At 70.2% G+C, this 15,192-nt stretch carries 17 protein-coding genes; 14 read left to right on the top strand and 3 right to left on the bottom strand.

Annotation, left to right across the window (positions count from 1 at the left end):
• Positions 1 to 77: 77 nt before the first annotated feature.
• The gene (locus JIAGA_RS0122100) at positions 78 to 1,439 is read left to right on the top strand and encodes an FAD-dependent oxidoreductase (RefSeq protein WP_026877322.1); all 1,362 of its coding nucleotides are present in this window, start codon (positions 78 to 80) and stop codon (positions 1,437 to 1,439) included.
• Here the strand turns inward: JIAGA_RS0122100 and JIAGA_RS0122095 are convergent.
• Entirely contained in the window at positions 1,403 to 2,491 is a 1,089-nt protein-coding gene (locus JIAGA_RS0122095; RefSeq protein ID WP_035812850.1) for a PLP-dependent cysteine synthase family protein, read from the bottom strand. The genes JIAGA_RS0122100 and JIAGA_RS0122095 overlap by 37 nt on opposite strands.
• 212 nt (positions 2,492 to 2,703) lie before the next feature.
• Here JIAGA_RS0122095 and JIAGA_RS34780 point away from each other — a divergent pair, with 212 nt between their 5' ends.
• The gene (locus JIAGA_RS34780; protein WP_157553420.1) at positions 2,704 to 2,844 is read left to right on the top strand and encodes a hypothetical protein; all 141 of its coding nucleotides are present in this window, start codon (positions 2,704 to 2,706) and stop codon (positions 2,842 to 2,844) included.
• Positions 2,845 to 3,244: 400 nt separating this feature from the next.
• On the opposite strand, the gene JIAGA_RS0122080 is transcribed toward JIAGA_RS34780, so the two are convergent.
• Complete coding sequence (locus tag JIAGA_RS0122080; protein ID WP_026877320.1) at positions 3,245 to 4,915, bottom strand: phosphoenolpyruvate--protein phosphotransferase; 1,671 nt, start codon at positions 4,913 to 4,915, stop codon at positions 3,245 to 3,247.
• A 57-nt stretch (positions 4,916 to 4,972) separates the two neighbouring features.
• On the opposite strand from JIAGA_RS0122080, the gene JIAGA_RS0122075 reads away from it, so the two are divergent.
• From JIAGA_RS0122075 to JIAGA_RS31695, 8 genes are read left to right on the top strand one after another with little or no spacing between them, the layout of a single operon-like run.
• A complete protein-coding gene (locus JIAGA_RS0122075) occupies positions 4,973 to 5,407 on the top strand; it encodes a PTS sugar transporter subunit IIA (RefSeq protein ID WP_084469957.1) in 435 nt (144 codons plus the stop codon).
• Complete coding sequence (locus JIAGA_RS31700; protein ID WP_051426390.1) at positions 5,404 to 6,168, top strand: PTS mannose/fructose/sorbose/N-acetylgalactosamine transporter subunit IIC; 765 nt, start codon at positions 5,404 to 5,406, stop codon at positions 6,166 to 6,168. The genes JIAGA_RS0122075 and JIAGA_RS31700 overlap by 4 nt, the downstream gene beginning before the upstream one ends.
• Before the next feature lie 19 nt (positions 6,169 to 6,187).
• Entirely contained in the window at positions 6,188 to 7,033 is an 846-nt protein-coding gene (locus JIAGA_RS0122065) for a PTS system mannose/fructose/sorbose family transporter subunit IID (RefSeq protein ID WP_026877318.1), read from the top strand.
• 6 nt (positions 7,034 to 7,039) lie between these two features.
• Positions 7,040 to 8,206, top strand: coding sequence for an N-acetylglucosamine-6-phosphate deacetylase (gene nagA, locus JIAGA_RS0122060; protein WP_026877317.1), 1,167 nt, complete (start codon positions 7,040 to 7,042; stop codon positions 8,204 to 8,206).
• 11 nt (positions 8,207 to 8,217) lie between these two features.
• The gene (locus JIAGA_RS0122055) at positions 8,218 to 8,703 is read left to right on the top strand and encodes a PTS sugar transporter subunit IIB (protein WP_026877316.1); all 486 of its coding nucleotides are present in this window, start codon (positions 8,218 to 8,220) and stop codon (positions 8,701 to 8,703) included.
• A gap of 3 nt (positions 8,704 to 8,706) precedes the next feature.
• Positions 8,707 to 9,414, top strand: a complete 708-nt coding sequence (locus JIAGA_RS0122050; protein ID WP_051426389.1) for a GntR family transcriptional regulator — start codon at positions 8,707 to 8,709, stop codon at positions 9,412 to 9,414.
• 55 nt (positions 9,415 to 9,469) lie between these two features.
• Positions 9,470 to 10,267, top strand: a complete 798-nt coding sequence (locus tag JIAGA_RS0122045; protein WP_026877314.1) for a sulfite exporter TauE/SafE family protein — start codon at positions 9,470 to 9,472, stop codon at positions 10,265 to 10,267.
• A gap of 52 nt (positions 10,268 to 10,319) precedes the next feature.
• On the top strand, positions 10,320 to 11,600 hold the full coding sequence (locus JIAGA_RS31695) for a sulfatase family protein (protein WP_084469954.1): 1,281 nt from the start codon (positions 10,320 to 10,322) through the stop codon (positions 11,598 to 11,600).
• Here JIAGA_RS31695 and JIAGA_RS31690 read toward each other — a convergent pair.
• On the bottom strand, positions 11,597 to 12,838 hold the full coding sequence (locus tag JIAGA_RS31690; RefSeq protein ID WP_051426387.1) for an MFS transporter: 1,242 nt from the start codon (positions 12,836 to 12,838) through the stop codon (positions 11,597 to 11,599). The genes JIAGA_RS31695 and JIAGA_RS31690 overlap by 4 nt on opposite strands.
• Positions 12,839 to 12,920: 82 nt before the next feature.
• Between JIAGA_RS31690 and JIAGA_RS0122030 the strand changes: the two genes are divergently transcribed.
• The 4 genes from JIAGA_RS0122030 to JIAGA_RS35080 form a co-directional block, all read left to right on the top strand.
• Positions 12,921 to 13,397, top strand: a complete 477-nt coding sequence (locus JIAGA_RS0122030; RefSeq protein ID WP_026877313.1) for a winged helix-turn-helix transcriptional regulator — start codon at positions 12,921 to 12,923, stop codon at positions 13,395 to 13,397.
• Positions 13,398 to 13,460: 63 nt separating this feature from the next.
• A complete protein-coding gene (locus tag JIAGA_RS31685; RefSeq protein ID WP_051426386.1) occupies positions 13,461 to 13,805 on the top strand; it encodes a hypothetical protein in 345 nt (114 codons plus the stop codon).
• Positions 13,806 to 13,833: 28 nt separating this feature from the next.
• A complete protein-coding gene (locus JIAGA_RS31680; protein ID WP_051426385.1) occupies positions 13,834 to 14,421 on the top strand; it encodes a hypothetical protein in 588 nt (195 codons plus the stop codon).
• Between the two features lie 542 nt (positions 14,422 to 14,963).
• The coding region (locus tag JIAGA_RS35080) for a hypothetical protein (RefSeq protein WP_035812848.1) at positions 14,964 to 15,192 on the top strand (229 nt) is incomplete at its 3' end.

The raw sequence follows: 15,192 nt of genomic DNA, 5'->3' as shown, positions 1-15,192 counted from the left end.
ACACCTTCGGCACGAATGGGTACAAGGCACCGGTACGAAGCTGGCCCAGCGTCGCGCGGACGCTGTCACCGGAGGGGATGGATGCTGTGCAGGATGGACGAGCGGCACGAGTGGTCATCGTCGGAGGCGGGTTCGCCGGGTTCGAGGCCGCGCGTGCATTACGCCGTTCCCTGCCGCGAGAGCGCGGCGTCGAGATCGTCCTGGTGAACCCGACGAACTACTTCCTCTACCTGCCGCTGCTGCCCGAGGTGGCCGCCGGGGTGCTCGACCCGCGGCGGATCGCCATCCCGCTGCCGGCCGCATTGCCGGGCGTGCGGCTGGCCCTCGGCGAGGTGACACAGGTGCGCCCGGACGATCACCGGGTCACCTACGTCGACCCGGAGGGCCACGAGCACGACCTCGACTACGACCGGCTGGTGCTGGCCGTGGGCAGCGTGAACAAGTTGCTGCCGGTTCCCGGAGTGGCCGAACACGCGCACGGGTTCCGCGGTATCCCGGAGGCGCTCTACCTGCGTGACCACATCATCCGGCAGATCGAACTGGCGGCGGCCGCACACGACCCGGACGAGCGGAACGAGAGGTGCACGTTCGTCGTCGTCGGGGCCGGCTACACGGGGACCGAGGTGGCCGCCCAAGGCGCGCTGTTCGCGCGGTCCGTGGCCGCCCGGCATGCCGAACTGCGCGGGCAGCCGATCCGCTGGCTATTGCTGGACGTCGCGGACCGGGTGCTGCCGGAGCTCGACCAGAGGCTGTCCCGGACCGCCGACCAGGTGTTGCGGAAGCGTGGCGTCGAGGTGCTCATGTCGACGTCGGTCGACGAGGCCACCCATGACGGCGTCCAGCTGACGAACGGCGAGGTGGTGCCGACCCGGACGGTGGTGTGGTGCGTCGGGGTACGGCCGGACCCGCTGGTGGAACGGTCCGGCCTGGCGACGTACAAGGGCCGCATGGTGGTGGATCCGACGCTGGCAGTTCCGACCTGTCCGGACGTGTTCGCCTGCGGTGACGCCGCAGCCGTTCCCGATCTCACCCGTCCCGGTGAGGTGACGGCGATGACCGCGCAGCACGCGAGCCGTCAGGGCAAGCTCGCCGGCCGGAACGTGGCCGCATCGCTCGGGTTCGGCACCATGCGCGCGTACCGGCACCACGATCTCGGCTTCGTCGTCGACCTGGGCGGTCCGGACGCGGCGGCGAACCCGCTGCGCATCCCGCTGTCGGGTATCCCGGCGAAGGCCGTGACGCGTGGCTACCACCTGCTCACGCTGCCGGGCAACCGGGCCCGTACGGCGGTCGACTGGTTGCTCGACGCGGTGGCCGGCCGGCAGTCGGCGCAGCTCGGGCTGGTCCGTTCCGCGGCGGTGCCGCTGGAGAGCGAGTCGCCGGAGACGCCGCAGGCCCGGCCTCAGTCGTCCAGGTCGAGCACCCCGGTTGCGTCGTAGCGTTTCAGCGTCGCGGTGTACGGCGTGAGGTCCAGACCCTTCTGACTGACCCAGTCGTCGTCGAAGCACGTGCTGAGGTAGCGGTCGCCGGAGTCGCACAGCAGCGTGACGATGCTGCCCCGTTCACCCGCGCGGCGCATCCGTTCCACCAGCCGCAGCGCGGCCCATGTGCTGGTGCCGGTGGACGGCCCGACGGCTCGGCCCATCCGGTCGGACAGCCAGCGCATGGTCGCGATCGAGGCCGCGTCGGGCACTCGCTCCATGTCGTCGATGACGCCGCCGACGAACGACGGCTCGATGCGCGGCCGGCCGATGCCCTCGATTCGCGACGGCATCCCGGTGGCGTAGTCCGAGACGTCCAACTGCCAGCCGTCGAGGAACGCGGAGTTCTCCGGGTCGGCGACGAAGACCTTGGTCGGGTAGCGGCGGTATCGCACGTACCGGCCGATGGTCGCGGACGTGCCGCCGGTGCCGGCGCCCACCACGATCCACGCCGGAATCGGGTGCGGCTCGGCGGTGAGCTGCTGGAAGATCGACTCGGCGATGTTGTTGTTGCCGCGCCAGTCGGTGGCCCGCTCGGCATAGGTGAACTGGTCCATGTAGTGGCCACCGCACTCGGCAGCCAGCCGGGCCGCCTCGGCGTACATGTCCGGCGGCCGTTCGACGAAGTGACACCGCCCGCCATACCACTCGATCAACGCGACCTTCTCCCGGCTCGTCGACGCCGGCATGACGGCGACGAACGGCAACCCGACCAGCCGCGCGAAGTAGGCCTCGCTGACAGCGGTCGAGCCGCTGGACGCCTCGACGATGGTGGTGCCCTGGTTCACCCAGCCATTGCACAGCGCATACAGGAACAGCGAGCGCGCCAGCCGGTGCTTGAGGCTGCCGGTCGGGTGCACCGACTCGTCCTTGAGGTACAGCTCGACGCCAGGGTCGCCGGGCAGGTCGACGACGTGCAGGTGGGTGTCGGCGCTGCGATTGGCGTCGGCCTCCACCCGGCGGACGGCCTCGGCGATCCAGGCGCGGTCTTCACTCGTCGTCTTCGGCACGCGCCCCAGCGTAAGCGCCGGCTCCGACAGCGCCGGGCGGAGCCGGCCGCCTCAGCTGTCGAGGGTTCCGGGTTGATCGTCGTCCACGACGTGGCTGTCGGTGCCGGGTGATGTGATCGCTCGAGTGCCGCGTCGGGGCCTTGACCGGACATATTGTGTCGGACAGAATGGAGACATGTGAACGTGGGTCAGCCAGATGCCAAGCCGTTGCGATGGACGCGTCCGACGGCTACGACGCACGTGTCGTCTGGATCGGCAGCGACGACCGAGGTGTCGAGCTGGAGATCGTCGCGCTTGACCTTCCTGACGAATGGCTGGTCATCCACGTCATGCCGACGGCCTATAGGCGATGAAAGGGGAGCGTCCTGAGTCAGTACAACGTCGCTCCAGGTCCGGACGTCGACTTGGACTCCGAAGACGTCAGGGACAGCAGAGGACGTAGGGTCACCGCCGACTATGCCGAGCGAGCCGCGGAGGACGCGGTGCGGAAGGTGAAGGCAGGCCGGCCGTCATTGACTGGGACTTCCGAGCATTCGCCGCGGGTGAGCGCGCGGGTGCCGGCGGACCTTCATGCGTTGCTCCATGATCGCGCCGACCGCGAGGGAAAACGCCCGTCGGAGGTCATCCGCGATGCCCTGGACGAGTACCTGAGGGCGTCCTGAAGCCGACATCAGACAGCGAAGGTTCATGATCACGGCGCGATTGTTGTCGCTCTGGCGACACGAATCGCGCCGTGATCATGAACCACGCCTGTCAGGAGCGCCCGCCGACGGCTGCCTGGGCCGCTTCCCGGGTGCCGGCCGCATCGGTGGCGGCCAGGGCGGCCGCGGCGACAGCCCGGCACTCTGCCAGCGTGTGGCCGGTCACCGCGTGGCTGACCTCGGCCGCGGCAGCGGGGGCCATGGACAGGCTGGTGACGCCCAGGCCGATCAGGGCCAGGGCCATCACCGGGTCACCGGCGGACTCGCCGCACACGCCCACGGGTTTGCCGGCGTCGGCTCCGGCGCGGGCGGTCGCCGCCACCAGGTCGAGGACGGCCGGCTGCCACGGATCGAGCAGGTCGGCGAGCTCGCCGCGGAGGCGGTCGGCGGCCATGGTGTACTGCGCGAGGTCGTTGGTGCCGATGGAGACGAAGTCCAGCTCGGCGAGCACCTCGCGGGCTCGCAGCGCGGCTGACGGGACCTCCACCATTGCGCCGACCCGGGTGAGTCCGTGGCCGCGGGCGAGCGCGGCGAACTCGGCGGCCTCGGCGGGTGTCGAGATCATCGGGGCCATCACCCACAGTTCGGCGTCGCTGTCCTGCTGGGCGCGGGCGAGCGCGGCGAGCTGGTCGTCGAGCAGTTCCGGGCGCGGCCGGGCCAGCCGGTAGCCGCGTACGCCGAGGGCGGGGTTCTCCTCGTCCGGCTGCGTGGCGAAGGGGAGCGGCTTGTCGGCGCCGGAGTCGAGCGTGCGCACCACCACCTTGCCGCCGGGGAACTGGGCGAGCACGTCGCGGTAGGCGGCCGCCTGCTCGTCGATGCTCGGTGCGGTCGCGCGGTCGAGGTAGAGGACCTCCGTGCGCAGCAGGCCGACGCCGACGGCGCCCGTGGCGGCCGCGCTGGTGGCGTCGGCGAGCGTCCCGACGTTGGCCAGCACGGAGACCGGATGCCCGTCGGCGGTGTGCGTGGCCGGCGCAGTCCCCTGGACGGACGCGCGGGCCGTCTCCGCGTGCGTCACAGCGGCGATGAGCTCGTCGTCGGGGTCGAGCGTGACGGTTCCTCTGACGGAGTCGACGGCGACCAGGCGGCCGGCCGGGAGCTCGGTGGCGCCGGCGACCCGGACGACGCAGGGGATGCCGAGCTGACCGGCGATGATGGCGGTGTGGCTGGTGGGTCCGCCTTCCTCGGTGACGATCGCCGCGACGTTCCCGAGGTCCAGCGCGCTGGTGTCGGCAGGGGAGAGATCCGTGGCGACCACCACCGACGGCGCCACCAGCCGTGCCGGCCCGGGCTCGGGTAGTCCCAGCGCGCGGTTGACGGCGCGGTCCCGGACGCTGCGCAGGTCGGTCACCCGCTCGGCCAGGTAGCCGCCCAGCCCGGCCAGCTTCTCCAGGAACGGGTCGAAGGCGTCCCAGATGGCCGTCGCCGGGCCGTCGCCATGCTTGGCACGTTGCGCGATGTCGGCCGTCAGCTGCGGGTCCGCTGCCATCTGCGCCGTCACCGTCAGCACCTCCGCCAGCGTGCCGTCGGCGTCGCCGGCCCGGGCCGTGAGGTCGTTGGCGACGGCGTTCAGCGCCGTTCGCGCGACCTCGCCCGCGGTGTCCGGGTCGCCGGCGGGTTCGTCCGCGGGGCGCCGGGCCGGGGGCGCGAGCTGGACGACCGGGCCGACTGCCTGGCCGTGCCCTGCGCCTCGTCCGGTCAGGGTGGTGGATGGGTTGGCCGCCATGCGCGCTCCTCGCGTCTCGAGTTGCAGGGATCTTTCTCCATACTGTATGCAGTATGGATGACAAGTATCGTCGTGACGGGCCACGGTTCGTTCGCTACGTCGTTGCTCGAGACGGCGGAGATGATCGTCGGCTCGACGCAGAACGTCCACGCCGTCGACTTCCCGGTGGGTTCGGGGGTCGATGAGCTGACCGAGCAGGTGAGTTCGTTGATCGACCGGTTGAACGGCGCCGGCGAGCCCGGCCAGGTGCTGGTCCTGGCCGACGTCCTCGGCGGATCGCCCGCCCGGGTGGCGCTCGATCAGGCCGCGGCCGGCAAGGCGGACGTCGTCACCGGAGTCAATCTCCCCATGCTCATCGACCTGGCGCTGAGTGCGGGCACCTCGTCCGCGTCCGAGCTCGCCGACCGGGCTGTCACCGCGGGACGGGACGGGATCCGTGACGCCGGCTCCCTCGTCAGCCCCACCGCCCGCTCGGAAGGAGGACTGTCGTGACGTTGTGGCAAGCGTTCCTCATCGCGCTGGTGGTCGCCCTGGCGTACCTGGCGCGACGCATCCTCGGCGACCCGCAGTTGGAGCGGCCGATCATCCTCGGCCCCGTCGTCGGCCTGATCGCGGGCGACCTGGAGACCGGCCTGATCGTCGGCGGCACCCTGGAGCTGATCTTCATCGGGGCCGCCACGTTCGGCGGCACCGCTCCGCCGAACGTGGCCATCGGCGCGGCCGTCGGCACGGCCCTGTCGATCTCGGCCGGACAAGGCGTGGAGACGGCGCTGGTGGCGGCGGTTCCCGCGGCGGTGCTCGGCACGTTCTGCGAGTTGTTCGCCAAGACCGTCTGCTCCTTCCTGGTGCACCGGGCCGACGCGGCCGCGGCCAGAGCACGAGGACGGACCATCACGGGCATCATCTGGACCGGCAACGCCATCCACTTCCTCGCCTACTTCGTGCCGACCTTCCTCGTCCTGCAGTTCGGTGCCAACGCGCTGGAGAACGTCCTGTCCGCGCTGAGCGACGACGTCCAGAACGCTCTGAACACCTCCGCGGCGCTGCTGCCGGCGGTCGGCTTCGGAATCCTGCTGTCCGTGCTCTACAACAAGGCGCTCTTCCCGCTGTTCTTCGCCGGGTTCGCCATGGCGGCCTTCACCGACTTCACGGTGATCGGCGTCGCCGTCATCGCCACCGCGCTCGTGATCGTCATCATGCGCAACCGCACCCCGCAGGCGCCCGCCAGTCCTCAGTCGTCGGCGCTGATCTGAGCGGGAGAGAGAAGACACCATGACAGAGAACGCCAGCACGGCCACCGACGTCCTGGAGCGGTCGGACGAGCAGCAGAGCCGGGAGATCCGGCGGCTGACCGTGCGCGGCCTGCTCCTGCAGGGCGGGTTCAACTACGAGCGGTTCCAGAACCTCGGGTTCTGGTGGGTGATGCGTCCCACGCTGGACCGGCTCTACCCGGATCCCGTCGACCGCGCCGCCGCCTACCAGCGGCACCTGGTCTACTTCAACACCAACCCGTGGGTGGTCGGCCCGATCGCCGGCGTCACCGCCTCCATGGAGGAGCAGCGCGCCAAGGGTGCCACCGACCTGAACGACGAGGCCATCAACTCCGTCAAGGTCGGCCTGATGGCGCCGTTGGCCGGCATCGGCGACTCGCTGATCTTCGGGACGATCCGGCCCATCCTGGCGGCGGTCTGCGCCGGGCTGGCGATCGACGGCAACCTCGCCGGGCCCGTCATCTTCTTCCTGGTACTCCTGGCCATCCAGGTGCTCATGCGGGTGGGCGGCACGGCCAGCGGCTACAAGACGGGTATGCAGTTCTTCGAGAAGCTCTCGCCCGCGCAGATCGACCAGATCAAGCAGGGCGCGACCATCGTCGGGCTCGCCGTCACCGGTGCTCTCGTTGCCACCATGCTCAACGTGACCACGCCGTGGTCGTACACGAGCGGTGAGCAGACGATCGCGCTGCAGGACCAACTCGACCTGGTGCTTCCCGCGTTGCTGCCGCTGATCGCGACCCTGGGTGTCTATCTGTTGATCCGCCGCCGGGTGTCGCCGGTCTGGGTGCTGCTCGGCACGCTGATCGTCGGCCTGGTTCTCGGCTACTTCGGCATCCTGGCCTGATCCGCCATGTCCGAGACCGACGAGTACGTGCTGACCGGCGCGCGGGTCCTGCTGCCCGACGGCCGGCTGGAACCGGATGCCGTCCACGTCCGCGACGGTCTCATCGCCGGCGTGGGAGCGGTGGACGGCGTCGGGCCCGCGGTGGAGCGCATCGACCTGGGCGGACGCGTCGTGGCGCCCGGCTTCGTCGACACCCATGTGCACGGCGGCCTCGGCTTCAACGTCATGAGCGCCGACGCCGACGCGGTCCGGTCGATCGGGCGGCGGCTGCGTTCGGCCGGCGTGACGTCGTTCGTCGCCACCACCGCGTCCGTCCCGTTCGATCAGGTCCTCGGGGCGGTCCGTGGCCTGGCCGCGCTGACCGGGCCCACCGGGGCGGACGGTGCCGACCTGCTGGGAATCCACTTGGAGGGGCCGTTCCTGAGCCCGGATTTCCGTGGCGTGCACCGGCAGGAGAATCTCGTCGAACCCGAGCCGGCGCTGGTCACCGAGTTGCTCGCGGCGGCCGGCGGGACGCTGCGCATCTGTACCGTCGCGCCCGAACTGCCGCACGCCGAGGACGCCGTCCGTGCCCTCGCCGGGGCGGGCGTACGGGTCGCCGTCGGTCACACGGCCGCGACGTTCGGCCAGGCCAGGGCGGCCATCGGCTGGGGTGCCCGGCGCGCCACTCACCTGTTCAACGCGATGCCGTCCGTCCACCACCGGAACCCGGGACCGGTGCCGGCGCTGCTCGCCGACGCATCGGTGTACCTGGAGATCGTCGCCGACGGCCTGCACGTCGCGCCGGAGCTGATCGCCGCGCTCGCCGCGCTGCCCGGGGTCCAGGACCGCTTGATGCTGGTCAGCGACGGCACCGACGTCTCCGGCCTGCCCGACGGCGACCACCGCCGCTGGGACGGCACGCCGGTGCGGGTGACCGACGGCCGTGCCTTCACGCTGAGCGGTGGCATCGCCGGAAGCACGTCGACGCTGGCCGACGGGGTGCGGGTGCTGCTCGCGGCCGGGGTGCCACTACCGATCGCACTGAACGCCGCGGCCCGCAACCCGGCGCGGTCCCTCGGACTCACCGACCGGGGCGCCGTCGCCGTCGGCCGGCGGGCGGACCTGATCGTCGTCGACGACGACGCGACGATCACGCACACGATCATGCATGGACAATGGGAAAGGCCATAGAGAGGAACGAGATGGACATCGCTCTGATCCGCGTCGACGACCGGCTGATCCACGGCCAGGTCGTCATGGGATGGACCCAGGCGCTGGGTATCCAGCAGATCCTCGTGGCCGACGACGCCACGGCGGCCGACGCGACGCAGAAGAACCTGATGCTCCTCGCGGTGCCGGCCGGCGTGCGTGCCGACATCCTGACCATCGCCGACTCCGCCCGCATCGTCAAGCAGTCCAGCTCGGACGTTCCCACGATCGTCCTGGTCAAGGGGCCCACGGAGCTCAAGGCGCTCTACGACGCCGGCATGAAGATGACCGAGGTCAACGTCGGCAACGTCCACACCGGGCCGGGACGCAAGCGGCTGACGAAGGAAGTCCACGCCACCGACGACGAGATCGCCATCTGGCGCGAGCTGTCCGGGAAGGGCGTGCGCCTCGAGGCCCAGTGGCTACCGGGAACGGCCCGCACCGACCTGGGCAAGCTCGTCGCCGGGATGCCGAGCTGAGCCATGACCACGCCTGACTCCCTCGACTCCCGCACCGGTTCCTCCGGGCCGCTGTCGCGTGGATCCGTCCCGCTGATGCGGCGGGCGAGCCTGCGCGAGCAGGTTCGTGCCGCCATCGAGGAGCTGATCGTCTTCGGCCGGCTCGCCCCCGGCGAGCACCTGGCCGAGGAATCCCTGGCCGAGCTGCTTGGCGTCAGCCGGCAGCCGGTGCGGGAGGCGCTGCAGTCGCTGTCCACCGCCGGCTTCGTCGACCTGCGGACCGGACGGGGCGCGTTCGTCCACGAGCCGACGGCCCGGGAAGCCCGTGAGGTCTTCCACGTCCGGGCGCTGCTGGAGTCCGACAGTTGCCGGCTGGCCGCCCAGAACATCGACGACGACGGCGTGCGGCGGCTGGAAGCCATCTACGCCGAAGGACACGAGGCATCCCAGCAGGGCGAGGACCCGAGACGGCTGATCGAGCTGAACCGTGCCTTCCACGCGGCCATCACCGAGATCGGCGCGAACCGCGTCTCCATCGCGCTGCTCACCGACCTCGAGCGGCGCGCGGGTTGGTATCTGGCGACCATCATCAGCAACCGCGCCCCGTCCTCCTGGGTGGAACACCGGGCCATCCTCGACGCCGTGGCTGGCCGTGACGCCGATCTCGCCGGCGACCTCATGTTGAACCACATCGACCACTCCCGGGACCTGCTGGAGTTCACCGGGCAGTAGCCGCTCCTGCTCCGGAGCCGCACAGCCGGGCGTCTGCCGGCTGAGAAAGAGTGTCATGTCCGCAGTTGAGCTCTGCCTGTTGCTGCTCGCCGCCCTGGCGGCCGGATCGATCAACGGGGCCGTGGGCTCCGGTTCCCTGGTGACCCTTCCGGTCCTGCTGGCTTTCGGACTGGACCCCGCGGCGGCCGTGACCACGAACACCATCGCGATGGTCACCTCCGCCCTCGGCGGCACCCTGGCCTACCGGAAGGAGCTGCGTGACGACCGGCAGCACCTGCGCACACTGCCGCTCATCTCCGTCGCCGGTGGGGTCCTCGGCTCCGTCCTCCTGCTGACCACCAGCGCCGACGCGCTCGACGTGATCGTGCCGATCCTCATCGGGTTCGCGCTCGCCTTGGTGCTCATCCAGCCCAAGCTCGCCGCTCGCGCCCGCGCCCGGTCCGAAGCGCGGGCCCGTGCCGGGGAGCCTCAGCGCGACAACCCGTTCGGCAGCCTGGGCCTGCGCTTGTCCATCCTCGGCTGCTCGGTCTACGGCGGCTACTTCGCCGCGGCGCAGGGCATCCTGCTCCTCGCCGCGTTGGGTTCCTTCAGCGGCCGGCCGCTGCGCACCACCAACGGCATCAAGAACCTGCTCACCCTGACCGTGAACGTCACCGCCGCGACCGGGTTCACGATCGCCTACTTCCTCGGCCACGCCGACGTCGAATGGCTCGCGGTGGCCGTCATGGCAGTCGGCGCGACGATCGGCGGCTACAGCGGCGGCCGGCTCGCCAAGACCGTGCCCGACTGGGCGCTGCGCGGCCTCATCATTTTGGTCGCCGTCGTCTCGCTGGGCCACGAGCTGATCGGCTGACGCGGCTCGGCGGCGCGGGCGATGGTCCGTCGCTTCCGTTGACGGTGAAAGAATGATCCGTATGTCCGTCCCCCATGTCGTGCTCATCCACTGCCACGATGTCGGCACCTGGCTGAGCTGTTACGACGCGCCCGGGGCGCCGACCCCGCAGTTGCAGCGGCTGGCGGATGAAGGCGTCGTGTTCGACCGGGCGTTCGCCACCTCGCCGTTGTGCACGCCGGCGCGCTCCGCCCTGTTCACCGGCATGTCGCCCCACCGCAACGGCCTGATCGGGCTCAGCCACCACGGCTGGCGGTACGCGCCCGGGGTGCGGACGCTGCCGGAGCGCGTCCGCGACCTGGGGTGCCGCACGACGCTGATCGGGCTGCAGCACGAGGACCCGGACCCGTGTGTGCTGGGCTTCGACGACGTGCGCGGTCTGGGCTTCCTGCCCAGGGCGATGCAGGTCGCCCGGGAGAGCGTCTCGTGGTTCGCCGAGAACGGCCGTAGCGCGACGCCGTACCTCGTCACGATCGGCATGTGGGAGGCGCACCGCCCCTGGCCGCCGGAGGACTACGCGGCGTTCCCGCCCGAGCAGGTGGACGTTCCGCCGTATCTGCCGGACAACGACGACACCCGCGCCGACGTCGCCGGGCTGTACGGATCGATCCGGCAGCTCGACGAGGCCGTCGGCACCGTGCTCGACGCCATCGAGGAGCACGGCGACCCGGACAACACTCTCGTGATCTTCACGACCGACCACGGAGCCGCGTTCCCTCGAGCCAAGGGGACGCTCTACGACCCCGGCGTGCGGGTCGCCATGATCGCGCGGCCGCCGCGTGCGTGGAACGTCGCGCCCAGGCGGGAGCGGTCGCTGGTCAGCCACCTCGACGTCGTGCCGACCCTGCTGGACCTGTTCGGCGGGCAGGTTCCCCCGCAGCTCGAGGGCCAGACTCTGCGCCCGGCGCTGACCGGCTCGAACGGGCCGGCCGATCGGTCGCTGTATCTCCAGAAGACCTTCCACGACGGCTACGACCCGATCCGCGCCGTACGGACGGAGCGGTTCAAGTACATCCGCAACTTCGCCGCCGGGCCGAAGCTCGTGCTGAGCAAGGATCTCGAGGACAGCCTGACGCGACGGGGGATGGGCGACGACCACCTGGCACCCCGCCCGGCCGAGGAACTCTACGACCTCGACAACGACCCGTGGGAGGCCACGAACCTCGCGGACGACCCGCGGTGGCTGACGGTGCGCGACCGGCTGGCGCGGCAGCTGGACGAGGACATGGTGCGGTTGGCCGACCCGTTGCTCGACGGACCGGTCGAGCCGCCGTCGCCACCGGTTCGTACCTAGTCGAGGACGTGGCGGTGTCCGGTACGTCCAGTGGCCCCGTCAGCAGGCCGGCCCCGTCCATGCCGGCTGGTCGGAACGTCGCCGTCGGTGTGCGGCCGACGGTCGATCGCCCAGACGGCTAGGGCGCATCCGGCGAAGGCGGCGCCGAGCAGGCTGGAGGCGGCCCAGCCGCTGGTGGCGAACACCACGGTGGTTGCGGCCGCGCCGAGCGCGGACCCGAGGGAGTAGAACACCATGTAGCCTCCGATCACGCTGCTGGTCCGGTCCGGATGCGTCACGGCGAGCAGGTGCTGGTTGCTCACGTGCGCGGCCTGGACCGCGAAGTCGAGAACCACGATTCCTGCGACGAGAATCCACAGAGACCACGACAGCTGCGCGACCGCCGCCCACGACGCGACGAGCAGGGCGAGTGCGATGCCTGTGACCGGGCCCGCCCGGCCCGCATCCGCCCACCGTCCGGCGTGAGCCGCGCCGAACGCACCAGCGAGACCTGCGATCCCGAACAGTCCGATCTGGGTCTCGCTGAGCTGCCACGGTGGGTCCGTCAGCGGCAGTGACAGTCCGCTCCACAGGGTTCCGAACGACGCGAAGAGGAAGAACGCGATGAGCCCGCGGGTGAGGAACAGGCGGTCCCGGAAGAGCCCGCCCAGCGACGCGACGACGTGACGGTATCCGGCCGGACGTTCGGCGCGTTCGTCCCCACGCAACACGGCCAACACGAGGACCGCAAGTCCGGCGGCGAGCACCGCGAGGGCAATGTAGATGCTCCGCCAGCCCCACATCCCGGTGAACCAGCCGGCCAGGATTCGTCCGCCGAGGATGCCGACGACGACACCCGAGGTCACGACCCCGATGTTGCGGCCGCGTTCGCCCGCTGCGGAGACCGAGGCGGCGTAGGCCACCGTCGTCTGCACAACGACCGCGAACACGCCGACGACGGCCAAACCCGCGAACGCCACCCGAGCGGTCGGTGCCGAGGCCGTCAGGACCAGGCCTGCCGCGGTGAGCGCCAGGTGTACGGCGATGAGTCGTCGCCTGTCGAGCATGTCGCCCAGCGGCACCAGCAGCACCAACCCCGCCAGGTAGCCGATCTGCCCGACCGCCACGAACCAGCCGGTGAGTTCCGCCGGGACGCCGAGCTCGCGACCCATCGGCTCCAGGACCGGCTGAGCGACGTAGATGCTCGCCACCGCGACACCGCACACCACCGCTAGCAGGACCCGCGGCCACACGCCCATGATCCGTCCAATCAGTAGCACATTGCAACTGTTTGGACGCTACGGCATGATGGTTTCAATCTGCAACTCATCGGGAGGTGTCATGTCGCGCACCATCCTGCGCGCCCCGAACTCAGGCTGGACCGATGCCGAGTGCCCGGTCGCCCGCGCGCTCGACGTCGTCGGCGACAGGTGGAGCATTCTCGTCATCCGCGACGCGATGGACGGGGCGCGGTCGTTCACCGAGTTCCAGCGGCGCACCGGCATCGCCCGGAACATCCTCACCGATCGTCTCCGCAAGCTGACCGCTCACGGGCTCCTCGCCCAGCGCACCGCTCCGTCGGGCCGCCGCCAGGAGTACGTGCTCACCGACGCAGGACGCGACCTGTTCCCCGTCATCGTCACGCTGCGCCAGTGGGGAGAGCGCCACGCCTTCGACGCCGGCGAAGTCCATTCGACTCTCGTCGACCAGCACGGCATCCCCGTCCCGGAGGTCGTGCCCGCCGGTACCGACGGTGCCGCACTCGACGCCGGCACCACCCACGTGCGCAAAGCGCGGACGCAACTGGAGAAGGTATGAAGCCAATGTCCCGGACCGGTTCGTTCCTTCTTCAGGCCGGGCCTCGGCGGGCAAGATGTGGCCATGGAGCGCCTGGTTGACCTGGACGTCCTCGCGACTCGGCTGCGGCCTGTCGTCGACGGGTGGAGCAGCCGTGCCGAGGTCGGCCCGTTCACCTGGCGGGACGCCCGGGCGTCCTGGCCCCAGCCCATCGTGACTGACCGGTTGCGGGTCGAGGTGCCCGAGTCGCTGGGGTTCACATTGCGGCGTGATCCCGACGATGAGTTCGAGATCGTGATCTGGACGGGAGGCTGGGCTGATGTCGGCTACCTGCTCGCTGGAGACGTCACCAGCTTCTGCCCCGAGTTCAAAGACGCGGAGGACGCCTACGCGGCCGTGGTGGAGAGCGTGGAGCGCTTCCTCGCTTAGGACGGACACCGGCCGACGGTGATCGCGGGTGGAACACCGGCACGGCGAACTCGGCGACCCGGTCGACGTTGGAGGGCAGACTGGACGCGTGTTGATCGAGTTCCGCCGCGGCGTGAAGCTCGGCGTGCCGGAGTCGCGTGCGGCCCTGGCCGTGCCGACGCCAGAGCCCTCGCCGGGGCAGGCGTTCCCTCCACGACGGTTGACTGTTCACGGGAGTGACGTCTTCGAGCTGAGTTTCTGGTGCGGCACGTGCCCAGCCCTATTGCGCAAGCTCGCTGAGCCTGACGCTGCGGATCTGCGGTTCGCGAATCTGAGCCTCAACGCTGGACTGCCCCGGATCGAGAAGCGCGTCCTGCGGGCCTACGGAAAGGTGCTGCCCAAGTCGACGTACACCGTGCTGCTGCTCGACGTGCACCCGGAGCTGATCATGCCTGGGCACGAGCGCGACTACTTCGTCAAGGAACAGGTCGCGACGTGGGGGATCGACCCGCTGGTCGGCTCAGGCGAGGCGGCCGGGAGTCTCTACTACAGGTCCTTCGAGGCGTCGATCGACAACGAGCGGCACCGCGGCATCAAGATCCGGCCGGCCTGTCCGGCTCCTGAGCTTCATCGATGAAACGATCAGCATGGGAACCCGGGCGAGGTGGTCCGGATGGTGCAATCGCGCGCCGGACGGGCTGCGCCGAGGTAGTGATCATCAACGGTCAGGTGCGTGATAGCGCCCCCACAGGTTGATGATCATGGTGGGCGGGGTGGGTTGCCGGAGACGCAGACCGGGGCGCAAGAGAACCGGTCCGACGGGCGCTCCCGGGTTAGAAGCTCACAACCCCTTTGAGCAGCTGTCTTGCCATGACCATGCGCTGGATCTGGTTGGTGCCCTCGTAGATCTGGGTGGTTTCTCAGCGGCGTTTTGCCTGGTGGCGCTGACCTGGGCGAAAGTGTCGCTGACCTGCAAGAACCTTCTCTACAGCTCTCGTTGGATCATGGCCGTTTCCGACGTCCCACGGCCCACAGACGGCCCGATCTTGGTCGTCCAGCGCTCGGCTCGCGGCCCTCCTGTGGCTGGGATCTGCCTCATCTACAGACGCCCCCGCCGGGTGCTGGAACACCCGGGCGGGGACTTGATCCACCACCAGATCGAGCCTGGAGGAAGACCCGATGGTTACCGTACCGACCCCTGAGAAGCGTGAAGAGATCACCCGTGCGCCGTTCGTTCATCCCGAGGTCGGGGAGATGGCGGCGTACCTGGATACCGAAGGTCCGATCATCGACGTGCAGGTGAAGCCCACCGACTCGAACATGTTCTGCAAGTTCACCCTGACGCCGCTGGAGGCGCGTGAGCTGGCCGAGAGCCTGCGGGCGATCGCGGACGAGGCGCAGCGGGCGG

Origin of the sequence: Jiangella gansuensis DSM 44835 (genome assembly GCF_000515395.1) — a bacterium.
In the GTDB taxonomy this organism is placed as follows: Bacteria; Actinomycetota; Actinomycetes; order Jiangellales; family Jiangellaceae; genus Jiangella; species Jiangella gansuensis.
This window is presented reverse-complemented; position numbering and strand designations above follow the sequence as displayed.